Genomic DNA, 22,295 nt, shown 5'->3' with positions numbered 1-22,295 from the left:
GAAGGATAGCGAAACGCCTCGTAATCCATTAAACTGAATTAGGTATAGAATCCTAAAAACGTGGTGATTCGCTTGTTTCAAATCATGTTAATCGAAGACGATCCGTCCTTGTTTCAGGAAATCCGCGAACGGCTGCAGCAATGGTCCTATGGGGTAAATGGCGTTCGGGATTTTGGCAACGTCTTGGAGGAATTTACGGCCATTCGCCCGGATCTGGTTCTGATCGATATCCAGTTGCCCAAGTTCGATGGGTTTCATTGGTGCCGGCAAATCCGCGCCCATTCCAATGTGCCGATCATTTTCCTGTCTTCGCGCGACCATCCGACCGACATGGTGATGTCCATGCAGCTAGGCGCGGATGATTTTGTACAGAAGCCGTTCCATTTCGAGGTGCTCATTGCCAAAATCCAGGCGACGCTTCGCCGGGTATACAACTATAATACCGAACGTGTTGAGCTGAGGACGTGGCGCGGAGCAACGATCGAATATGGACGCAACGCCATCACGGCAGAGCGAGGGACCATTGAGTTAACGAAAAATGAAATGCTCATCCTCAAGCTGCTTGTAGAGCAAAAAAATCGCATCGTCAGCCGCGAGGAGCTGATCCGAAGCTTATGGGACAACGAGCATTTCGTCAGCGACAATACCTTGACGGTAAACGTAAATCGGTTGCGCAAAAAGCTGGAGGACCTCGAGCTTGACGCTTATATCGAGACGAAGGTCGGGCAAGGTTATATGGCAACCGAAGAGGTTCAGACGTTATGATCGGAAAATATTTACGTGAGCGCCTAAGCTGGATCCTGCTCGTGATCGCCCTGCAGCTCCTGCTCCTCTCCGTCGCCGCGATCGATCGGACGATTCCGTTCCTGCCAATGTTATATATTGTTTTCTTATCGCTATTGTTATTTGCGGCATTTTTGCTGATCCGTTATTCGAAGGAAACCCGGTTCTATCAAAGCCTAGCCGTCTGGGAGGATACGTACGATTTGAACGTGATCGCCGCGCCGGAAAGTCCGTTTCAATCTATCGTGATGGATCGATTAAACGAGCAAACGGACAAGTTTCGCAAGGAAACGTCGCAGCTCGTCGCCCAATTGGAAGAGGAGAAGGACGATCTAATGTCCTGGATTCATGAGGTCAAAACACCGCTCACGGCCATGCGGCTGATGCTCGACCGGATGGGCGACGAGCCGCTGAAGGAGCAACTGCGGCTGGAGTGGTTGCGCATTCACCTGTTGCTGGATCGCCAGTTGCACCAGAAACGCATTCCGTTCATCGAAAACGATCTATATATCGAGCAAGTGAAGCTGGAGCCCTTGCTAATTAATGAGATTCGCGAGCTGCGAGCCTGGTGTTTGCAAAAAGGCATCGGTTTTGATGTCAACCTGCCTGTCCAGGAAGTACTCACGGATGCGAAATGGTTGGCGTTCATCGTACGGCAACTGTTGACCAATGCGGTGAAATACAGTTCGGCCTCTGATATCATCGTGGGTTCTGGAATATCGCCGGATGGACAGGCCTGGCTTTGCGTCCGCGACAGCGGTCGGGGGATTGAAGTGAAGGATCTGCCGCGTATCTTCGATAAGGGATTTACCTCTACGAAGAACCATGAGGATCATGCCGCTACCGGAATGGGGTTATACTTGACCAAAAAAGCGGCGGAATCACTGTCGATTCGGATTGAAGTCGAATCCACGCCCGGTGTAGGAACCGCCTTTACGTTGTATTTTCCGAGGAGCAATACTTACGTCTATACCCTGGGCATGTGACAACAATGTCACATGCTCGTTTGCTTTGTTCGGCGAATCGCAGGAAACGCCTATTCCGGTAAGGTAAGATAAGGGCAGGACAAAGGAGTGATCTATTATGGCGATACTCGAAGCCAGCAAAATTCATAAAAGCTATGGCAACAAATTCAATCGTCAGGAAGTGCTGAAAGGGATTGACCTGGGTGTGGAGAAAGGCGAATTCGTTAGTATCATGGGAGCATCCGGCTCCGGCAAGACGACCTTGCTTAACGTGCTTTCTTCGATCGACAAGGTGAGTCTCGGCAGCATTAAAATCGAAGGCAAGGAGTTCACGGGGCTGAAGGAGAAGGAGTTGGCTGAATTCCGCAAAACCCATCTCGGCTTTATTTTTCAGGAGTACAATTTGCTGGATACGTTAACGGTCAAAGAAAACGTCCTGCTGCCGCTCTCGATCCAAAACGTCTCCCGCAAGGAGGCAGACCTTAAGTTCCAGGAAATTGCCACCGAGCTGGGCATTTACGAAATCAAAGATAAATATCCCAACGAGATTTCCGGCGGACAAAAACAGCGTACCTCAGCCGCACGGGCGTTTATCCACGATCCGAGCATCATTTTTGCCGATGAACCAACGGGGGCGCTGGATTCAAAATCCGCTTCCGATTTGCTGAATAAGCTGAACGAGCTGAACCGCAAAATTGCAGCAACAATCATCATGGTTACCCACGATCCGGTGGCGGCAAGCTACACCAGCCGTGTGGTGTTTATCAAGGACGGGCAAATTTATTCGCAGTTGAATAAAGGCGACGAGCCGCGGCAGGCGTTCTTTAACGATATCATCAAAGCTCAGGGTGTATTGGGTGGGGTGCAGGAATGAGTTTGACCCATCTGATTTACCGCAATCTGAAGAAAAACCTGAAAAACTATTACTTGTACGTGTTCGCCTTGATTTTCAGCGTTGCGTTATACTTCGCATTTGTCACCTTGCAGTACGACCCGGCGCTGGACGAAATGAAGGGATCCGTGAAAGGAGCGGCCGGATTAAGAGCCGCCTCGGTGTTGCTTATCGCGATTGTGGCCATCTTTTTGCTCTATGCCAATACTATCTTCATTAAGCGGAGAAGTAAGGAAATTGGCTTGTTTCAATTAATCGGATTAACGAAAGGGAAGATCTTTGGCATTCTTAGCAGCGAAAACCTGATTCTTTATTTCGGCTCCCTGTTGATCGGTATCTTCGTCGGGTTTTCCTGTTCCCGGCTGCTGCTGATGATATTGTTTCAGGTCATCGGCGTGGATGCCGAGGCGAGCCTGCGGTTTTCCCTGCAGGCACTAGTACAGACGATCGTCGTCTTCGCTGCGATTTATCTGCTGATCATGCTGATGAATTTTCTGTTTATCCGACGACAAACCATTCTTTCGTTGTTCCGCGTGACGTCCAGCACGGAAAATGTCTATCGTAAATTGCCGTTATCGGAAGTAGTCATTGGCGTGTTAGGTATTGGATTGGTTCTCTACGGTTATCGGATATCGTCTGAATTATTCGGCGGGAAGTATACCGAGATGAGGGAGTTGTTCCAGGCGATGATCCTGATCTTGGCATCGGTGATCCTCGGCACGTACTTGTTCTATAAAGGGTCGGTTAGTTTTATCTTCAATTTGGTGCGCAAAGCGAAGGGTGGATATCTGTCACTGAATGAGGTTCTGTCGTTATCTTCGATTATGTTCCGGATGAAATCGAATGCGCTGCTGCTGACGATTATCACAACGGTGTCGGCGCTGGCAATTGGCTTGTTGTCGCTAAGCTACATTTCTTATTATTCAACCGAATCGTCGGCCAAGCAATCCGTGCCCAATCACTTTTCGTTGCTGGACCCAGTGGATGTGGAAGCTTTTGAGCAGGCATTAAACCAGGCTGGAATCGCTACGCGCGAAACGCGGCGTCAGGTGCTTACTATGAAAGCGGATGTTTCGCAAATTTTCGGCTCGTTGATGGAGTTAGAGGATGTCAAAGAAATCACGCTAGCCGTTTTAGATGAACGTGAGGTTGTGGGCGTGGAACTCGAGGCGGGGAAAGGGAAATTTGCCGGATCGAGCAATGCGATGGAGCAATTTGCCGGGCTTAAGGATCGGGGAGACGTGATCTTATCAGGCCGCACGAAAGTGATGCAGGTGGCCGTGATCGAGACGATGAAGGATGCCGTCGTATCGATGCCATTCTCGCTGGGTATGCCGTCGTTGATTGTAGATCATTCGGATTTTGAACGTTTAGTTCAAGACGCAGATCCGGAACTCCAACCCAGATATCCGATATATTTCGGAATCGATGTCCAAAATCCCGATTTGTTAAAGCAGGCGAATCAAATCTTTGAGGATATGGGCCTTGATCAGCAACCGGATTCTAGATCTCAATACCAAATCATCATGGATCAAAAGGGCAACATGGGGTTGATTATGTTTATCGTTGGCTTTTTGGGATTGACCTTCCTCATCACTTCGGGTTGCATTCTGTATTTCAAGCAGATGGGGGAAGGAGAAGAAGAAAAGCCAAGCTATACGATCTTGCGGAAGCTTGGGTTTACGCCGGGAAACCTGCTCCAGGGCATTCAGTTTAAGCAACTGTTCAACTTTGGTATTCCGTTGGCTGTAGGCTTGTCGCATAGTTATTTTGCGGTTCGATCCGGCTGGTTCTTGTTCGGGACGGAACTCTGGACGCCGATGATCCTGGTCATGCTGATTTATACCGTTTTATATTCGATCTTTGGGTTGTTGTCGGTTCTATTCTATAAGCGGGTTATTAAGGAATCGCTATAAGCAAGGACCAACGAAGCAAAAACAAGGCGGAGACGTCCTTTTCGGACGACTTCCGCCTTGTTTCATGTGGTTAAGGTTTCTTTGGAAGACCGTAAGCTTCCCGCATCAGTGTGAAATAAGCGTCAGCTAACACAACTTCAAATTCCGGTCCCAGCGCTTGTGTGATCGCTACAACGTCCGATGGTTTCATGCTCCAAGCATTAACTCCTACGGAAACAAACATCGGCGAGTTCCCGTCCCAAGCAGCTTTTGCATCATTCAAAATATGGATTCCATCTTGAACAGTGGTTGTGCCTTTGAAATAGGAAACAGGTAAATTGCCGTTGACGATTTCAACGTAATTTTGGCTCCCGCCACCTAGGAACAGGCCAGGCACTTTCAAATATTTCACATAGGCTTCTGCTTTGGAACCGGTGAGCGGAACGTCTCGGTTGTCTTCACGGTTGATGACAAAAGGATACGACATCCCAGATTTCTTCAAATACGGGGAGGAATCCTTCATGAATTTGGCAAAGCTATCCTCCGGCCAAACCTGCGGGCTGAAGTACCCGGCTCCCGAGGGGCCGGCCACCAGCAGGTCATTCTGCGTAGCGGTAGACTGATAATGGTCTAAGATCGCAGGGGCTGCATCAACGAGGAGCGGACTAGCCGTCCAGTTCATGGGCGCTTGGCCGCGGGCGGGATCCTCCCAAAGATTGCGCATATGATTTTGGTCGTATTGTAAATTGTCTCCCTCACCAAACGTGAAGGTCACGTAAATCTTGTTGTTCAGCTTCGGAGTGACCGGCTTGTTAGGTTTTGCCGGCTTCGCTTTCGTCCCCGCCATGACCGTCATATTGTGGAACCAGTCGGAAGGCAAAACGTAAACGCCATAACGAGAGGTCAGGTCAACCCCGGCGACTTCGCCTTCAACATCATTATCAAACCAACCCATATACGGAGTACCAGGCTCCACATCTGCTAAAATCCGTTCGAACAACGCTCTTTGTTCAGGCACCCCGCTAGAGAGCCAGAACACCATCGCTTTGTTAGCTACGGCATAATCGCGAAGGTAACCGTACGGCTCTTTCTCTTCAGAGGAGAGCGGCTTCACGCTGCTGGCGGAAACTTTAAATTGGTTCCACATTTCGACACTTACGGTTAAATGCTGGGTTCCTGCCGGTGGAATAAATTCGTAGACGAAATAGTTGCCATTGTCGGCAAACCGATGGTCGGCACCTGGTAGAAATTTGGAGCCTTGCCGGTCGTATAAATACGGTTCCTCTTCTGGCGTTCCGGTTTCAAAGTGAAGAATCTCCTCGCCGTCCGCCGATACGCTGATCTCATGAACTGCAGGACCCCAGCCGTCCTGAGTAAAAGCATCCTGGAAGCGCAGGTAGACGGCTTCTCCTCCTAGAAACTCGGACAAATCAAGGTCATACGGCTTCCGGTTGCTGGCATCACGGATTTGCTCCGATTCGGTGAGTACCGTGCGGAACGAATCCCAATTGTCCGAGGGAAGCGGAATGGACGTGTTGGGGCTGAGACCTACCAGCATCCTTTTGGTTGTTTGGTTCCATAAATGCTCGTACTGCCAAGTGTAGGCGTCCATCCGATCTTTAAACTTACCCTGAAGATCCTCGATCACCCGTAAACGATAAGGCTTTGCAGCTAGTACTTTGGCTAATTCCGGACTTACAACGACCGCATCCTTTAAACCGGCAAGGGTTGTCGCCACATTGATGGAATCCGGAACGGCGGGATCATAAACGATAACGCCTTTGATCTCCCGAGCGTAGGTTTTAACGATGTCCATTACGTCATCATGCACCCGATAGGGAACCCGGATGTCGTTTAACCAGGGATCTTTCTCGTTTTGCTGCACATAGATTCTGGGTTCTTTGCGGTTGACGATCCCTTGAAGCGTCGTCAGCAGAATTTTGATGTCCCCTGACTCCTCGTACACCGGGGCCACGTCTAATTTTTTGGGTTTTGCGAAGGTGGGGAGCTCCTGATCTTTTGGCCAAACGATGCCGCTCTTCTTGTTCAAATCTGCTTGGGTGTAATCTTCATTCGCAGAGGCCCCTAAAGGCAGGGTCAATGTACAGACTAGAGCAAGACCTAACGTGATCCATTTGCGAATCATAAATCGTCACCTCTCTGAATGGAATAGGAACTGCGGGAAATGAGCTATGATCGATGATCCACCTCCTGATGCATGATTTGGATGGGATTGGAAAGGCTTACATGATATATTTAATATAGGCTATTGTATATTTCAATACCTTCGACAAAACTTCGTAGGAATCGATGAATTGATTTGGGATTCTGCAATGATTTCGACTTGGTTCTTCAAAATAAACGGCTCTCATTCATACCGCAAAAAATCATTAAAAAATATAACAAATATATCATATGTTTAGCTAATCTGCGGAAGGTTTTCCTCGCCAACAGAGACTCAAGTTGAATGAAAATCCGAGGTGCAGGAGACGCTATTCCTCATAAAGGGGGATTCGACCATGCCAAACCATGACCAGGCACCGATCGAAACGGATGGGGACCCGCGTACAATTTACGAAGATACGACCCCGCATACGCGATCTGGCTTTATGCCGGAGCAACCGGATGTGACCGCCTACGAGTCCGAGGATGGGGAGTCGGAGCAAGATCATACGTGATCCCGATCCATCGGAACAGGCCTTTCTCTTAAGGAGGGAGGCCTGTTTTGCTATGTGAAGAGGGGATGTCATTCTCAAATGCTGGAAAATTTGATATACTAGGGATGTTTCTGCGCTATCAATTTTCGGGCAGGTGAATTTATGAAACCGATTACAGTGTACGACATCGCCAAGGAAGCCAATGTCTCCGTCGCCACCGTCTCCCGCGTTCTGAACAATACGGCCCCTGTAAAAAAGGAGACCCGAGAACGTATCAACGAGCTGATCAGCAAATACCAGTTTCAGCCCAATGCATTAGCTCGAAGCTTATCCAAAAAAGAAACCGGGATGATCGGCATCATTCTCCCCGATATTACTAACCCTTTTTTTCCGGAAGTGTTATCGGGGTTTGATCTGGAAGCGCGCAAGCGAGGGTATACTTATTTTCTGTGCGATACCGTATCGGCTAGCGTGGACAGCGCGGAGCAATATGTTCGGGAATCGCAATATTTGAATGCGCTCGCAGAGAAGCAGGTGGACGGGATCGTGATGATGGGGGGGCGGGTTGATTTAGCCAAACCCGATACCCAACTGATCGAGGAGGTGGTTGAGATCGGCAAAAGGCTGCCCGTTCTTCTCGTGAATGGCCGACTTTCTAAATCTGGGCTGAACCGAGTGGCCGTAGATGAGCGGCATGGCGCGGAGCTGGCCGCCCAGCACTTGATAGAGCTCGGACACCGCGACATCGCGATTGTTGGCGGCTATCATCAGATGTCCAACACGCAGCAACGGACGTCCGCCTTTATGAAGAAGATGGAGCAGACCGGTCATAAGGTGCGCAAGGAGTGGGTGATTCATGGGGGATTTTCCGTTGCCAGCGGCACGGGGTTTATGAATCAATTGCTGCAATTGCCTCAGCGCCCGACGGCGATATTTTGCCTAAACGACTTGGTCGCCATCGGCGTGTTGAAGGCGGCGGTTAGGGCCGGACTACGTGTCCCCGAAGACCTGTCGATCATCGGGTATGATGATATTCCCTTTGCGTCCAACAGTATTCCGGAGCTCACAACCGTCTCCTTGCGCACGCAGGAACTCGGACGAACGGCGGGGGAAGTGCTGCACCAAATGATCACGAGGACCAAGGTGAATAAAACGACATTGCTTAAACCTGAGTTGGTTATTCGCGAGTCTACCGCGGCTCTTAACTAGCGTTAGGAGCTACGACTCGCAGGTGGCAAAAAAAGGATTGACAACTTAAATCTAGCTAGGCTAGAATAACTGCGAAAGCCCTTACATTATACTCGTAGTAACGAATCTTCTTCTTTTACCCTCCAAAATTACTGCTAACTTTACTTCATTCATCAACGACTCCGATGACAAGCATTAATTCTAATCGAGACTTGGCACAACAATCGAACATGGCTTTTTCCCTAAAAATGAAACCCGTTTCATTTATTTTTTGCTAACTAAAATGTAACGGGTTTCATGAAATGGGATTCATTAAAATTCAATATTACGCTAGGAGTGGTCCGCTGATGAGTACGCGTATCGAATCCGAATCCGTGGTAAGTCTAACCGGCCAAGCGGTCAGCATTCATGAGGAAAGTGTGATCCTGCTTTGCGCTTCGCTATTTTATTTCCGGATCCCGCCGGAATTATGGCAGGAGCGGCTGAAGCAGGTTAAAGACGCAGGCTACAACTGCATCGACGTCTACTTTCCTTGGAATTTTCACGAGCTCCAAGAAGGAAGTTGGGATTTCACCGGGATACGGGACGCCGATCGATTTCTGCGACTAGCCGCCGAAGCGGGATTGTGGGTGATCGCCCGCCCAGGGCCATACATTTGCTCCGAATGGGACGGAGGTGCATTGCCATCGTATCTATATACAAAACAACCTCCCCTGCGAATCAGAGATAATGATCCAGCGTTTTTGCAGCATGTCGACAGGTGGTATGGACAGATCTTACCGATCCTCCAGCGCCATGAGGTTACGCGCGGAGGCAGTGTGATCTTCGTTCAACTCGAGAATGAACTGGACTTCTATGATTGCTCCGACCCTGCGGGATACATGGCAGTGTTACGCGACATGGCAATCGCGCAGGGCATATCGGTTCCGCTCATCGCTTGCGCCGGTCAAGGCGGCTTACTGCAGGCGTCTGGGTTAACGGAAGGCATCGTGCCGACCTGCAATTTTTACCCCGACGATCGAGATCCCCATTTCGAGAGTAAGGTGTTGCATTATCGCGAGGTGCTTCACCGGCGGGGAGTTCCGCTGCTGGTTACGGAGACGAACCGCAGTCACTATCTACTCCGCAGGCTGCTATCCGCCGGAGCGAAACTGTTGGGCCCGTATCTGCAGGTCTCGGGGACGAATTTCGGGTTCACCAATGCGACGAATAACTGGGGGAAGCCGTTGGCTTTCCTGACTTCGGATTATGACTTTGGGGGCATGATTTCACCGGAAGGCCATCTCCGCGAAGAAGCACGGGAAGCGAAGCTTCTCGCTAGATTAATTCAAACCTATGGCCGCGCGATTGCGGGAGCTGAGCCGAATCCTGACGGTTCGTGGTTCGTTGATGGAGAAAAGGAGGGGGTATTGGGTCCATATACGCTGCGTTTGGAAGGCGGCGGGGAGTTGATTTTTGTGACGAACGGAGAAGATTATCCCAAACAAATCACTCTGCAAAACCGGAACGAAACCCAAACGCCATCGACCGGTACCTGGACCTTGGCCGGTTCAAGATCTTTGGCACTGCCGGCCAACGTTCCCTTATCAAACTGGGGAATACGAGGGTGGCTTATTGCTTCCACGGCGGAGCTCTACATGGCGAATCAACAGAAGGACGGAGTCGTGCTCGCTTTCCACAAAGAAGGGAGTTCCGGAGAGATTGTACTAGCCGTCGAGGTGACCCATGAGCCGATCGCAGAGGGGATGCGTGTAATCCATCGCGAAGGGCGATACCATTTGCACTTGTCAGATGCAGAGACAGCCTATTGCCGATTTGAGTTGGAGGATGGCCGTCGATTCACCCTGATAGTTTCGGATCGATTGAAAGCGCTTAACGCAGAAACGGTTCAGTTAAACGGTACGATAACGGTTCCCGCTTCCCAGCCTGAGGTTAGCCGCAAGGATCCTTCACCGGCCCCGGATTGGCAATTCGCTTCAGGGGAGGGATGGATAACGCCGGCGGGGGCGTCACCCGCTTTAACGGCAGGGAAGAAGATCGATTTCCTGGAGAGGCTGGGCGTTTACCGCGGGTACGCCTGGTATGAGGCGAAGGCGAAGAATCCAACCCCTGCCGTTCGGAAGCCGCTTGGTCTTCTTCTGCATCAGGTGAGTGATGTCGTTTCACTGTATGCGGACGGTGATTACATCGGTACATGGACACCTGGCGGAGCTAGTGTGTTTGTGCCGTTGAACCGACAGGAGGTCCAGAAGCTTCAAGCGCGCGTGGAGATTTGGGGCCACAGCAACTTTGACGATATCCGGCTTCCTGCGCTTCGCTTGCCTTCTCTAAAAGGAATGGAAGGGATGACGGTGATCACCGCCATTCATGAGCTGACCTCGAATTGGCGGGTGAACCCGGCAGTTGAATCTGTGATGCCAAGCATCGCTACAAAGATGGACGAAACGTTATGGCCCATGGTTAGCTTCGGAAGCTGGTTGTCGGCGGATCATCCCTCCGAGCACCTCTTCCGCCGAGCTTTTGTTCCTGGAGATGGCGGGGATTCGTGGACTCTGCATTTTCGGGGTTTGCAAGGTCATGCGCGGCTTTGGGTGAATGGAGTGGATGCCGGCTCGATTCATCCGATGAATCCCTTTATCGACTTGAAGCCGTATGTCACCCCGGGACAAGAGCTGCAACTTGACGTCTTCCTGCAGCGAACGATGGGGCAACCCGCCGGACAGGTGCTGGTTTATGAGGGGACTGAAGCATCGGAGTTTACGATCGCGGCGGCGGAGGAAGCGGAGCTCCGGGTTGCGGCGGATCTTGCAGCAACTTCCGCCACATCAAGCGAACTGCCGCTGACGCTGGACTCGGGAGAGGTGGGCTGGTTAATGGCTCAAATCCCTAACTCCGCTCATGACATGGGCTGGAGAGTGCGTGTCGCCGGCTCGGGATTAAAGCTTACGGTGTTTATGGAGGGGCAGATCATCGGCCGGCTGTGGTTGCCCGGAGGCGCGGGAAGGCCCACGATGACCGGCGGCAGCGCGGATTCGTTTTATATGCCGGGACCTTGGTTCCGTGATGGTCAGGCGCAGCTGTCCATTTATCTCGAGGCGGTGGATGAACAGACAGCAGGTCGCTTGGAGAAGCTTGAGTTTATTTCCGTATAGAAGGGGGGAGGCCCGACGATGGAAATCACAACGCCAACGAAAGCGCGTCAGCGGCCACAGCTTAACCGACTGCGCCAGGGGCGGTTCAGACGGTTTTGGAACAATAAAACACTGCTGTTGATGTGTCTGCCGGCGATCATTTTCTTTATCATTTTCGCCTATTTACCGATGCCCGGCTTGTATCTGGCTTTTATCAAGTACAACTACACGGATGGCATCTTCAAGAGCCCGTTCGTGGGGTTCGATAACTTTCGATTCCTGGTCATGACGGGGGATTTGTGGCGGCTGACTTTTAATACGGTGGTTTATAATTTGGCCTTTATTCTGCTGGGAAACGTACTGCAAATCGTCGTCGCCGTGTTCTTGAACGAAATTCGCCTCAAATGGTTTAAGAAGCTGACCCAAACCTTGATGTTTCTGCCGCATTTTATCTCGGCGGTCTTGATTGGCCTGATCGCTTACAACGTATTGAGCTACGACTACGGCCTGCTGAACAGCATCCTGACCTCGCTTGGATTTGATCCGGTAAAGACGTATTCGAACGCTGGAATCTGGCCGTTTATCATCGTGCTGACGTATTTATGGCAATCGACGGGGTATGGGTCCATCGTGTACTTCGCCGCCATCATGGGCCTGGATAACGAAATTATCGAAGCGGCGGAAATCGATGGGGCGGGCGCGTTGCAGCGGATTCGCTATATCGTGCTCCCATGGCTGAAGCCCACCTTTATTATCCTGCTTCTGTTTTCGCTGGGCGGCATTTTGCGCGGGAATTTCGGCTTGTTCTTCAACTTGGTGGGGGCCAATAACACGGCCTTGTACGCGACGACGGATATCATCGAGACGTATGTGTTCCGCGCCCTCATGACCAACTTCAACTTCTCGATTGGCAGCGCCGTCAGCCTCTATCAATCGGTCTTTGGCTTTATCGTCGTGATGACTGCCAACTGGCTGGTGAAGAAGGTCTCGCCCGACAACTCACTTTTTTAGGAGGTGCAAGGTATGGATGATGCGTATGAAGCGCGGAGTATCCGCACAGATCTAGGCGGGATCATCGTCAAAATCGTAGGCTACCTGTTTATCGGCTTCTTCTCCTTATGCTGTTTGCTGCCCTTCCTGCTGGTCCTTGGCACATCCTTTACGTCGGAATCGGCAATCAAACGGTTTGGCTTCAACTTCTGGCCCCGGGAGTTCAGCACCTTCTCTTACAAAATCGTCTTCGAAAACCCGGATCTCATCATAGGCTCCTATCTCGTCACGATCGGTATTACGGTTTGCGGTACCGCGCTGGGGTTGTTCCTGGTGGCCATGACCGGGTATGCGTTGCAGCGGCCGGATTTTGCTTACCGTAACCGCATTTCTTTCTTTATCTACTTTACGACATTGTTTACCGGCGGTCTGGTTCCGTTCTACCTGCTCGTGACGCAGTATTTGAGCTTGAAGGACAATTATCTGGCCGTTTTGCTGCCCGGCTTGCTGAGCCCTTTCCTGATCATTATGATGAAAAGCTTCGTTCGGTCGATTCCCCACGCGATTACGGAATCCGCCAAAATCGACGGGGCCGGGGATTTTACGATATTCATCCGCTTGATTCTGCCCATGACGACGCCGGCTTTGGCTACAATCGGCTTGTTTATCGCGCTTGGGTATTGGAATGAATGGTACAATTCCATGCTGTTCTTATCGCCGGACATGAAATACCGCCCGCTGCAGCTGTTCCTGTATAACGTCATCACCAGCGCGGATTTCATTCGCAATTCGGCAGCCGCGTCCAACGTGGAGCTGCGGGATGTCCCGCTCGAATCGATGAAGATGGCGACGGCCATCGTCGCGACGGGCCCGGTGATTTTATTCTATCCGTTTGTGCAGCGCTATTTCATCAAAGGGATCACGGTGGGCGCTGTCAAAGGCTAAGGCTTCACACTTTTATATAGAAGAGGGAGGTTTATGCGAATGGTTCGATGGAAAAAGGCTTCAATCTGGTTTATGGTAAGCCTGCTGGTGCTGCTGCTTGCATCCTGCGGCGGCGGTCAAAGCAACAACGGGTCCGGCGGCGATCAGGCGAACAATGGGGGGAACCCAGCGAATTCCGGTCAGGAGACGGACACCGGGGTGGACACGTCCAAGTTCGTGAAGATCAGCTATCTCGTTCTGGGGGATAAGCCGAAGAATGGCCAATTCGAGAAGGTGCTTGCGGAAGTCAACAAGATTATGAAGGAAAAAATCAATGCGGAGCTGGAATGGAAATGGATCGAATGGGCGGATTGGCAGACGAAATACAATTTGGCGTTAGCCTCCGGCGAGCCGATTGACCTGATCACGATCGGAACCGACTGGCTGGACACCTGGGGGAATGCACAGCGCGGCGCTTTTATGAATCTGGATGAGCTTCTGCCGAAATATGCGCCGGAAACGTGGAATTCCATTCCGAAGGAGGACTGGGACGAGAGCAAATATAACGGCAAAATCGTCCTGATCCCGGAAAACGATTATACGCAGTGGGTGAACCATGGTTTCTTCTATCGCGGCGATTGGGCGAAGGAAGCGGGGATAACCGAACCGATTAAGGATTGGGAAGGCATCGAGAAATACCTGCGGTACATTAAGGACACTAAACCGGACGTTATTCCATGGGATGCCGCATCCGGTGCTCAAACCTGGGGAGGTTTCGTGCAATCCTATACGGATGAGCTGGAGCTTCCGATCTCTACCGGCTTTATGCCTGTATTTACGGCGAAATCATTTGAAGAGAAGTTTACGGCCACCAGCCCGGTGTTTGAGGATGTCTTCCTGAAATATGCCACCATGATGAAAAGCTGGGCGGACCAAGGCTTCTGGCGTGAGGATGCCTTGAATAACAAAAACAACAACCGCGATGCGTTAAAAGCCGGATTGTCGGGACTCGACCAGCACCATACGCAGACGTTCTCCAGCCTTCGCGTGGAGATGGATAAGGCGCAGCCCGGTTCAGAGCTGCAGATGTTTCCGTTCTCCCGGACGCGCGGAACCAACCTGATGGAGCTGTCGATTACCCATGGCGGCACCTCTCTCGGCGCCCACAGCAAAAACCCGGAACGCGCGCTGATGGCTTATGATCTGATCCGCAATCATGAAGAGATCTATCATCTGATTAACTATGGAATCGAAGGGGTTCAATACGCCATCAAGGATGGAAAACGTGCTCGTCCAGAAGGTTATGATGAGGCAAGAGACAATTTTTATGCCGATTTCTGGGGCGGCCGGGTTGACAAGTTTGAAATTCCAAGCGATACGACCTGGGATCAGATTGAAGAGACGTTGTATGCGGAATACGATAAAATCAAGAAGCCTTACGTGTATGGACAATTCGTCTTCGATAAAACGCCGGTGGAAGCCGAGCTAACCGCGATCTCGCAAGTCACCGGCGAGCTTGGGCCAGCCATTGTGATGGGGAAAGCCGGAGATCCGGCGCAAGCGGTCGAAGAGTTCCGCAGCAAATTGAAGCAGGCCGGGTATGATAAGGTGCTGGCCGAGCTGCAAAAGCAACTAGACGCCTATAAAGCCCAGCTAGGAGAATAACCGCGATTTATAAAGCTAATACAGGGAAAGAGATCGAAGGCTGAACCGACGTGGACTCCATGAGTCGTACGAGCGGCGCAGCCTTTTTTTTTGTGGGAACTCCAATTGATAATCTCCGCGATATAAATTGCAATTTCGCAAGAAAATGGATTTACATTTTTCAAAATGAAGCATATACTAAAGCTATAAAGTTGCACTGAGGAAACATTAATGGATATAGACAACTTTGGATTGCGTAAGGGAGGGATTGTCATGATGGAGCAAAGTGTTGCTCAACAAACTACTCAAGTTACTACAAATAAACTGGATCACCGATCCTCCGCTCATGCCGTATTAGACGGCAGAACGAAAGGCCTGAAACGACTGTTACCGTTTCTAGGACCCGCGTTCATCGCAGCGGTTGCATATATCGATCCCGGCAATTTCGCGACGAATATTACGGCGGGATCCAAATACGGATATCTCTTGTTATGGGTCATCTTCGCCTCCAATTTGATGGCGGTGCTGATTCAGTCATTATCGGCGAAGCTGGGTATTGCCACCGGGAGAAACTTGCCTGAGGTCGCGCATGACCGTTTTCCCAAAGGCGTATCAATTTTCTTGTGGATCCAGAGCGAGCTTGTCATTATCGCCACGGATTTGGCTGAGTTTATCGGGGCGGCCTTAGGGCTGTATCTGCTGTTTGGCATCCCAATGCTGCCGGCAGCTGTGATCACCGCGATCGGCTCCTTTGCCATCTTGGAGCTGCAGCGGAGGGGATATCGTGCGCTGGAGGCCGGAATTGCGGCGATGGTACTGATCGTTGTGCTGGCCTTTGCCTTTCAAGTGATTGCGGCGAATCCGGATTTTGGCGCGGTTGGTGCGGGTATGGTGACCCCGCGATTTGACGGGGTGGACAGCGTCTTGCTGGCTGCTGGGATTTTAGGGGCTACCGTCATGCCGCACGCGATTTATCTGCATTCCTCGTTAACGCAAAACCGGATCGTAGGACGTAATGAAGCGGAGAAGAAGAAAATCTTCAAGCTGGAATTTATCGATATTGTGTTGGCGATGTTGATTGCTGGGGCCGTGAATATGGCGATGGTGGTCGTATCGGCGGGGTTGCTCTTCAAAAACGGTTTAGTGGTTGAAGATTTGGACGTTGCCTTCCATCAGTTCGGGACGATTGCAGGACCGGTCACCGCCATTTCCTTTGGGCTGGGCTTATTGATCGCCGGTTTGTCCAGTTCTTCGGTGGGCACGATGGCCGGGGATGTGGTGATGCAAGGCTTCATCAACAAGCGAATCAATTTGTATTTGCGCCGGGCCATTACGACGATTCCGCCGCTCGCCATTATCATTTCGGGCGTCAATCCGACGAATGCCCTGGTGATGAGCCAAGTGGTTCTGTCGTTTGGGATTGCTTTTGCCTTGATTCCCTTGATCTTGTTCACCTCAAACCGCAAAATCATGGGTGGGCTGGTTAATCACCGGGTGACCACCACACTGGGGTGGATGATCTCCGCTTTGGTTGTCAGTTTGAACCTGTTCCTGGTCGTGCAAATGCTGTTGTGAGATTGTAGAAGCAAGAGGACTTCCATTTCCGCGTTAGCGCGGGGATGGAGGTCCCTTTTTGATAAACCCATTTTCAAATGGACAAGCTAGGAGATAACATAAGCGAAAGAGAGCAGTCATCAGGCTGTTCTCTTTCGCCGTCTGCTTAGAAGCACGTGAACGAGCGAATTCGATTCAAATCGATGCCAAAATATCCCCAGAAGAATCCAAACCATCGAAATCCTGCGATGGAATTCCGCCCGACAAACACCGGAAAAAACCAGAATTGCTCTCCGTTGTTCAGCCAAACGTAGGTATTGCGGAACAGGCAGCGTCTGATCCCGCCCGGATCAATGGCGAAAGTGCCGACCTGCATTTGCGGTACAAATTGTGGTGGAGGCGACGTTGGCGGTTGAACGCTTCCCGGTCCTCCTCCCGGAGTGCCCGGGAATCCTCCCGGACCTCCCCCTGGAAATCCCCCTGGAAATCCCCCAGGGCCACCTCCCGGAAACCCTGGACCTCCCGGTACACTAGGTCCACCAGGAAATCCCGGAAATCCTCCGCCGGGTCCCGGCGATGGAAAAAATCCCATATGTGATCGCTCCTTTCAATGAATAGGCAATATCATCATATGCAAACGCGGAGAAGACGGCTGGGCGAATACCATGAAATTTGAGGTGGCCTATCCAAGGGGAGCCGCCTGTCATTATGAACTTGACTCTTCCGATTTGGCAAAAAAGAACTTCATCATCGGCGGCGTAACGATCGTTGTGATCAGCACAACCAACACGATCACGGCAAACATCTCGTCTTGAAGCAGGCCGGCATCCTGGCCGATTGCAGCGATGATTAAGGCCACTTCACCGCGTGAAACCATCGCCGATCCGATCCCTAAAGCGCTACGCCAGCCAAAACCTGCCATCCGTGCTCCGTAAGCCGAGCCTACAAGCTTCGTCGAAATGGCCAGGACGCTTAACCCTGCAATCAACGGAATCTGCGAAGCTAACCCGGTAAAATCCACCTTGACACCGATCGTAGTAAAGAAAACGGGAACAAAGATGGAATAACCGATCGTCTCGATCTTTTCCGTAACTTCATGTTTGTAAGAGGTTAAGCTAAGGGCAACGCCTGCGATATAAGCCCCGATGATGGCTGCTACACCGGCGTACTCCGCCATATAGGCAAAAAGGAAGCAAATAATTAACCCTGCGGAAATCACCGTTTCGGAGACCCGGAGCGGCGAGAACTTGCGCATTACCCAAGGAACAACCTTCCAGCTCAAGAGGATGGCCACCGCGAAAAAGAGAAACTTCTTCAGAATCACCATACCGAGGTTAACGTCTCCGCCCGCAAAACTCATCACGAAAGCCAGCAGAATAATCACCAAGACATCATCGATGACGGCCGCCCCAAGGATCGTGGCGCCCTCTCTGGATTTCAGCCGTCCCATCTCCTTTAAGGCTTGCACCGAAATACTGACACTTGTTGCGGAGAGCAGCAACCCGAGAAAAACCGCTTCAAATAAGGACATGCCCATCAATATAGCGGCCAAATAACCTAACCCGAAGGGGAGGGCGATGCCCGCGAGTCCAACGTACGTTGAAGCTTTCCCGGTTCTCTTAAACTCGTCCACATCCGTTTCCAGACCTGCCAGGAACATTAACAAGATCACGCCAATCTGGCTAATCTCCTCCAGCACGTTGGTTTCGTTAATCCAGCCGAGAAGGGCAGGCCCCAAGACGATCCCGATCAACAGCTTGCCCAGGACTGCCGGTTGTTTTAACCTTACGCTTAGATCACCCGCCAGTTTGGATGCAATCAAAATAATAGCTAGTTCTAAAATTAACATCTGAATCCTCCTTAAGTAGGTATGAAATAACAATAATTACCATTTTGCAGACGCAAAAAAGCCTGTGACCACGGGCGGCTATACCGTAAAACGGCATAATCCTCCCTTGGTGACAGGCTCCTCCAAATCCAACGTATCAAATTTTAAATAACAAAGGTTATTATAACAAACGATCCCAAAAGGCGCTAGTTTTTTTTCGGAACTCTCAAAACAGGGGGTCAGGCGGCATATTGCTGTTCTCGATCAATTGGTACACGCGGGCCTTATAATCTTCTAACTCATTACAGCAGCCGTACATGCGATTCGCGATCGTTTTCCCGTTACCGAAGAAGAACCGCTCAAACTGGTTTTGCCTGCCACCGAACCCACTGCCGCCCAGCTCCCATGCCAGCCTGAAAAGAGCGACACGATCTTTTGCCGGACTGGATAATCCCTGCAAATAGGATTCGAGATAAGCCTGGTTTTCCGAATGAAAATCCGCCCCAAACGGGTTCATGATCAGTTGGCTGGCACTAATCGTACGGATCATCCGCAGCGTTTCCTCATGCAAATCGGGAAATTGGATACCCGCGGCGGTCAGGGGGGCCAGCGCAGGAACATAGTAACCTGATGCGGTGAAGGTCCCGCCGATCTCGGCTGCCATCCGCAATGCCTTCAGGTTCTCCAGCATCGCCATGATTTTGGTGATTGAACCCAGGAATGATTGCTCGGTATCCGTATTCTGCTCTTCGGCCAATGCTTGCAGGAGACCTAGGAAAAATTCAGTCTTGGCCATGTACCGAGTGAGGATCTGGTGACCAGCGTAAGCATGGAAGTGCCCTTCACGAAACAACCGATCGCACAGCTCTTCATCCCCATAGAAAAATACCCGATCCTGCGGAACGAGAACGCGATCAAAGATCACCATCGTATCCATCTCCTCAAAACGGCTGGAGAGAGGGTGATCAAAACTCGAATCAAACGCGTGGCTCTCTCGGCAAATAAAGGTCATCCCATCCAAATCATTAGGCACCGCAAAAGCGAATGCGCTGGGATTCACTTGCCCTTCACCCAACATAAAGGAGGGCGTGGGGAGGACGAGGATTTCTTCGCAGGTAGGTCCCTGGGTTGCCATAAGAAAAGCACCGCTCACAACCAGACCTTCGGGTCGGATCTCTACCACCTTTGCGGCCAGAGATTCTTCATGATCTGCGGGTCCGGACATTTTGCTGATCATGGGTTGAACGAAGGCATGGGATAACGTGATATCGTGGTCCCGGCAATATTCGTAATACTTACGCAGATTCTGGGCATATTCCGGCGCGATCGCCTCCAGTACCGAGGCTGCGGTATAGAACGACATCAATGCAGTGTTCATATAATCGGGGGAGCGACCGAGAAATCCATGATGGAAATGGGCCCAAATCTCGGACATCCTCCTTTTGCGAATCAACTCTTCGGAACTTGTTGGCGGCAAGAATGAAAGGCCAACGCGCTCCCCGGTTGTCGGCGACACATAAGTCATGACGTCTCGCAGGTGATCTTCACACTGTTCATCGTACATCGCGGCTTGCGTTCGGATTAACCCTCGAAAGGCAGGGTGCTCGGATAACGGAACGTTAACGCGTTCTCCGTTGTACCATAGCGAAATGCGCCTGCGATCGATCCGTTCGATGTACTGTTTTCCGTTTTTGATGGGCATCGGTTTTCCTTGTCCCCTTTACGCGTAATGAGTGCGGTTTTTTATATATAGTGCAGGGGCGTTTAGGAATGTGCTTCATATAAAAAAACAGGATCCTGCGGAAATCGCAAGACCCTGTTTCTGCTGTGATCTATTAACTGGTGAAAATATGGTTACCGATTTGAAGCTTCTGCGGACGTGACCAAATCCATTTGCTTGTGGCTGTGTTCGGATTGAAATAGTAAAGCGAACCATAGGACGGATCCCAACCTCTAACTGCATCGAGGGCTGCAAGGTAAGCCGTACGGTCCGGTGTGAGCCAAATTTGTCCGTCATCAACCGCCGTAAAGGCGCCGGATTGAAACACAACACCGTTGATCGTATTAGGGAATAAAGACGATTGAATCCGATTCATCACAACGGCCCCAACCGCCACTTGCCCGGTGTAAGGCTCACCACGAGCTTCACTATAAATCACGCGGGCTAACAGATCCATTTCGCTTTGATTCAGCGTATATTTTCTCAGCGCCGCCCAAGTCTGGGTTCCCGCTGCGCCATCCACTTGAAGCCCATAACGTGACTGGAACGTACGCACGGCTTGTTGCGTTTTGGTCCCGTAATATCCGGTGAGCTGGTCGTTGAAGATGCCCAGCGTCTTCAGTCGGTATTGTAAATCCCAGACATCGCCGCTTGTCGTGCCTAACTTCAGCGTCCCGGAGGCTGCCTGCGTTGGCGTTGCTCCACCCAACAGGCCGATCCCCAGCGCCACCATCAAGAGTAAAAGGAATCCTCGGAATTTGTTCATTTCGGGTGACCTCCTTTCCCTACAACATTGTAGGGGAGAGCGTGAACCGGGACAACCCACAACTTTTGGCATCCAGCGGAAAAACAGGGAAGGGGTGAGAAAAAAATCCCCTCTCAAAGGATGAGGGGGACAGGTTTTCAGCTAACTGGAGCTATATCTTCTGGATTTGTAATACCCTGAGCCCATGTGGCCGTGGCGGTGTTTATAGTCCGAGGAGGAGTGTCCCATCATCGGACGTCTGTAGCCATGACTGCTACTGTAGCGCTTCCCATAATGCTTAGCCGAACTGCTGTAAGGCCTTCGACGGCTATGCGATGAGGAATGAAGTAATTTATTGAGGAGTCTTCTTAGCATGTCATAAACCCACCTTTCTGATTTGAAATGCTTACATTCAATTGTATTCGTTGTTGGATATAAAAGAAACCGGGTGTTCAACTGCTTGGGTCACAAACGCTCGCAAAGCTTCTATTGCAGCGAGAGCGTCTGTATAGGGCTCCCGTAGTTGAAGCAGGCGTTCGATAATTTCAATCAAGAAAGGGGAAAGGGTTAGCTCATCTTGCCAGCTGTGCTCTTCAGCTTTCACGGCGGCGTGGGGCGATTCAAAGCTAGAGTATAGCAAGAACAACATAAAATGCCCGACATCAATCAGATCGGATTGCGGCTCCGCCGGGCTGACTAAACGAGAAGCGTTCAGCTCCAACTCGGAATTGCTACGGGAGGACCGTAGGGCCGGGAGCGAAAACGGAGGTTCGCCAACCGACCGCGCCAATCCGAAATCGATGATGCTTAACTGTCCCTCATGCAGCAGAACGTTGGGAATACGCAAATCCAGATGGACGATACCTTGCTGATGAATGTACTGTACCAGTTCGAGCAGCTGCAGGGTAATTCTCGCACTATCCACTTCTCCATATCGGCGTTCTTGCTCAAAGATCAATTCCTCTAGCGTAGCTCCTTCTACAATGGACATAACCAAGTTAGGACGGCGGCCAACCCACATCCACTCTATGAAGGCGGGGAGCTGCGGATGACTCAGGGATTGGAGAATGTGCGCTTCTCTCTCCAGTATTCGCTGGGCCAATAAACCCTTGCTGGGCCTGGCTTGCTTTACAACTATGGGACGATCCTCCGTCTGATCGATGCCGCGGTAGGTGATCCCGTAGCTGCCTTCGCCGATCACGGCTTTGATTAAATAACGCTGTCCCAGCAAGGTGTTTGGCTCTAGCCGATAATCCCGCCATGCCGCGATAAAGCTGCGGATGTATGCGAAGATTGACATGATATCTCGCCTCCTCCGGCGCCCTAGACTTTGGTCCAGGTTGAATATAGACCATTGCCGTTTTTGAATCTCTGCGGTT

Annotated in this window: 16 protein-coding genes; 11 read left to right on the top strand and 5 right to left on the bottom strand. The window is 51.0% G+C overall.

What is annotated here, in order from left to right; translation table 11 throughout:
* Positions 1-72 precede the first annotated feature (72 nt).
* The 4 genes from BN3277_RS01315 to BN3277_RS01300 all read left to right on the top strand — a co-directional run bounded on the left by BN3277_RS01315 (position 73) and on the right by BN3277_RS01300 (position 4,556).
* Positions 73-765 carry a response regulator transcription factor gene (locus tag BN3277_RS01315; RefSeq protein WP_059040522.1) on the top strand — a complete coding sequence of 231 codons (693 nt, stop codon included), beginning with the start codon at positions 73-75 and terminating at the stop codon, positions 763-765.
* Positions 762-1,769 carry a sensor histidine kinase gene (locus BN3277_RS01310; RefSeq protein WP_059040521.1) on the top strand — a complete coding sequence of 336 codons (1,008 nt, stop codon included), beginning with the start codon at positions 762-764 and terminating at the stop codon, positions 1,767-1,769. The genes BN3277_RS01315 and BN3277_RS01310 overlap by 4 nt, the downstream gene beginning before the upstream one ends.
* A gap of 97 nt (positions 1,770-1,866) precedes the next feature.
* Positions 1,867-2,622 (top strand): ABC transporter ATP-binding protein, encoded by a 756-nt coding sequence (locus BN3277_RS01305; RefSeq protein ID WP_059040520.1) that lies wholly within the window; start codon positions 1,867-1,869, stop codon positions 2,620-2,622.
* Entirely contained in the window at positions 2,619-4,556 is a 1,938-nt protein-coding gene (locus BN3277_RS01300; protein WP_059040519.1) for an FtsX-like permease family protein, read from the top strand. The genes BN3277_RS01305 and BN3277_RS01300 overlap by 4 nt, the downstream gene beginning before the upstream one ends.
* Positions 4,557-4,626: 70 nt before the next feature.
* On the opposite strand, the gene BN3277_RS01295 is transcribed toward BN3277_RS01300, so the two are convergent.
* Complete coding sequence (locus BN3277_RS01295; RefSeq protein ID WP_059040518.1) at positions 4,627-6,681, bottom strand: GxGYxYP domain-containing protein; 2,055 nt, start codon at positions 6,679-6,681, stop codon at positions 4,627-4,629.
* Between the two features lie 373 nt (positions 6,682-7,054).
* Here BN3277_RS01295 and BN3277_RS25415 point away from each other — a divergent pair, with 373 nt between their 5' ends.
* The 7 genes from BN3277_RS25415 (at position 7,055) to BN3277_RS01265 (ending at position 16,644) form a co-directional block, all read left to right on the top strand.
* The gene (locus BN3277_RS25415) at positions 7,055-7,213 is read left to right on the top strand and encodes a hypothetical protein (protein WP_157688663.1); all 159 of its coding nucleotides are present in this window, start codon (positions 7,055-7,057) and stop codon (positions 7,211-7,213) included.
* Positions 7,214-7,354: 141 nt separating this feature from the next.
* Positions 7,355-8,401: a LacI family DNA-binding transcriptional regulator gene (locus BN3277_RS01290; RefSeq protein WP_059040517.1), complete on the top strand. Its 1,047-nt coding sequence runs from the start codon at positions 7,355-7,357 to the stop codon at positions 8,399-8,401.
* A 326-nt stretch (positions 8,402-8,727) separates the two neighbouring features.
* On the top strand, positions 8,728-11,532 hold the full coding sequence (locus tag BN3277_RS01285) for a beta-galactosidase (protein ID WP_059040516.1): 2,805 nt from the start codon (positions 8,728-8,730) through the stop codon (positions 11,530-11,532).
* Positions 11,533-11,550: 18 nt separating this feature from the next.
* Positions 11,551-12,522 (top strand): ABC transporter permease, encoded by a 972-nt coding sequence (locus tag BN3277_RS01280; RefSeq protein WP_059040515.1) that lies wholly within the window; start codon positions 11,551-11,553, stop codon positions 12,520-12,522.
* A 12-nt stretch (positions 12,523-12,534) separates the two neighbouring features.
* Positions 12,535-13,446, top strand: a complete 912-nt coding sequence (locus BN3277_RS01275) for a carbohydrate ABC transporter permease (RefSeq protein WP_059040514.1) — start codon at positions 12,535-12,537, stop codon at positions 13,444-13,446.
* A gap of 39 nt (positions 13,447-13,485) precedes the next feature.
* Entirely contained in the window at positions 13,486-15,090 is a 1,605-nt protein-coding gene (locus BN3277_RS01270) for a DUF3502 domain-containing protein (RefSeq protein ID WP_059040513.1), read from the top strand.
* Between the two features lie 252 nt (positions 15,091-15,342).
* On the top strand, positions 15,343-16,644 hold the full coding sequence (locus BN3277_RS01265; RefSeq protein ID WP_059040512.1) for an Nramp family divalent metal transporter: 1,302 nt from the start codon (positions 15,343-15,345) through the stop codon (positions 16,642-16,644).
* A gap of 685 nt (positions 16,645-17,329) precedes the next feature.
* Here BN3277_RS01265 and BN3277_RS01255 read toward each other — a convergent pair.
* The 4 genes from BN3277_RS01255 to BN3277_RS01240 form a co-directional block, all read right to left on the bottom strand.
* Positions 17,330-18,472: a cation:proton antiporter gene (locus BN3277_RS01255; RefSeq protein WP_059040510.1), complete on the bottom strand. Its 1,143-nt coding sequence runs from the start codon at positions 18,470-18,472 to the stop codon at positions 17,330-17,332.
* Positions 18,473-18,677: 205 nt separating this feature from the next.
* Complete coding sequence (locus BN3277_RS01250; RefSeq protein WP_059040509.1) at positions 18,678-20,153, bottom strand: 4-hydroxyphenylacetate 3-hydroxylase family protein; 1,476 nt, start codon at positions 20,151-20,153, stop codon at positions 18,678-18,680.
* Between the two features lie 133 nt (positions 20,154-20,286).
* On the bottom strand, positions 20,287-20,904 hold the full coding sequence (sleB, locus tag BN3277_RS01245) for a spore cortex-lytic enzyme (protein WP_082691258.1): 618 nt from the start codon (positions 20,902-20,904) through the stop codon (positions 20,287-20,289).
* 424 nt (positions 20,905-21,328) lie between these two features.
* Positions 21,329-22,216, bottom strand: coding sequence for a serine/threonine protein kinase (locus BN3277_RS01240; RefSeq protein WP_059040507.1), 888 nt, complete (start codon positions 22,214-22,216; stop codon positions 21,329-21,331).
* Positions 22,217-22,295 lie beyond the last annotated feature (79 nt).

Source organism: Paenibacillus rubinfantis, from assembly GCF_001486505.1.
Taxonomy (GTDB): domain Bacteria; phylum Bacillota; class Bacilli; order Paenibacillales; family Paenibacillaceae; genus Fontibacillus; species Fontibacillus rubinfantis.
This window is presented reverse-complemented; position numbering and strand designations above follow the sequence as displayed.

Excerpts from the sequence above, each read along its gene's own strand:
- BN3277_RS01270 (WP_059040513.1), top strand. The coding sequence starts at position 13,486 with ATGGTTCGATGGAAAAAGGCTTCAATCTGGTTTATGGTAAGCCTGCTG.
- BN3277_RS01255 (WP_059040510.1), bottom strand. The coding sequence starts at position 18,472 with ATGTTAATTTTAGAACTAGCTATTATTTTGATTGCATCCAAACTGGCG.
- BN3277_RS01275 (WP_059040514.1), top strand. The coding sequence starts at position 12,535 with ATGGATGATGCGTATGAAGCGCGGAGTATCCGCACAGATCTAGGCGGG.
- BN3277_RS01300 (WP_059040519.1), top strand. The coding sequence starts at position 2,619 with ATGAGTTTGACCCATCTGATTTACCGCAATCTGAAGAAAAACCTGAAA.
- BN3277_RS25415 (WP_157688663.1), top strand. The coding sequence starts at position 7,055 with ATGCCAAACCATGACCAGGCACCGATCGAAACGGATGGGGACCCGCGT.
- BN3277_RS01290 (WP_059040517.1), top strand. The coding sequence starts at position 7,355 with ATGAAACCGATTACAGTGTACGACATCGCCAAGGAAGCCAATGTCTCC.
- BN3277_RS01250 (WP_059040509.1), bottom strand. The coding sequence starts at position 20,153 with ATGCCCATCAAAAACGGAAAACAGTACATCGAACGGATCGATCGCAGG.
- BN3277_RS01310 (WP_059040521.1), top strand. The coding sequence starts at position 762 with ATGATCGGAAAATATTTACGTGAGCGCCTAAGCTGGATCCTGCTCGTG.
- BN3277_RS01305 (WP_059040520.1), top strand. The coding sequence starts at position 1,867 with ATGGCGATACTCGAAGCCAGCAAAATTCATAAAAGCTATGGCAACAAA.
- BN3277_RS01295 (WP_059040518.1), bottom strand. The coding sequence starts at position 6,681 with ATGATTCGCAAATGGATCACGTTAGGTCTTGCTCTAGTCTGTACATTG.
- BN3277_RS01240 (WP_059040507.1), bottom strand. The coding sequence starts at position 22,216 with ATGTCAATCTTCGCATACATCCGCAGCTTTATCGCGGCATGGCGGGAT.
- sleB (WP_082691258.1), bottom strand. The coding sequence starts at position 20,904 with ATGGTGGCGCTGGGGATCGGCCTGTTGGGTGGAGCAACGCCAACGCAG.
- BN3277_RS01285 (WP_059040516.1), top strand. The coding sequence starts at position 8,728 with ATGAGTACGCGTATCGAATCCGAATCCGTGGTAAGTCTAACCGGCCAA.
- BN3277_RS01265 (WP_059040512.1), top strand. The coding sequence starts at position 15,343 with ATGATGGAGCAAAGTGTTGCTCAACAAACTACTCAAGTTACTACAAAT.
- BN3277_RS01280 (WP_059040515.1), top strand. The coding sequence starts at position 11,551 with ATGGAAATCACAACGCCAACGAAAGCGCGTCAGCGGCCACAGCTTAAC.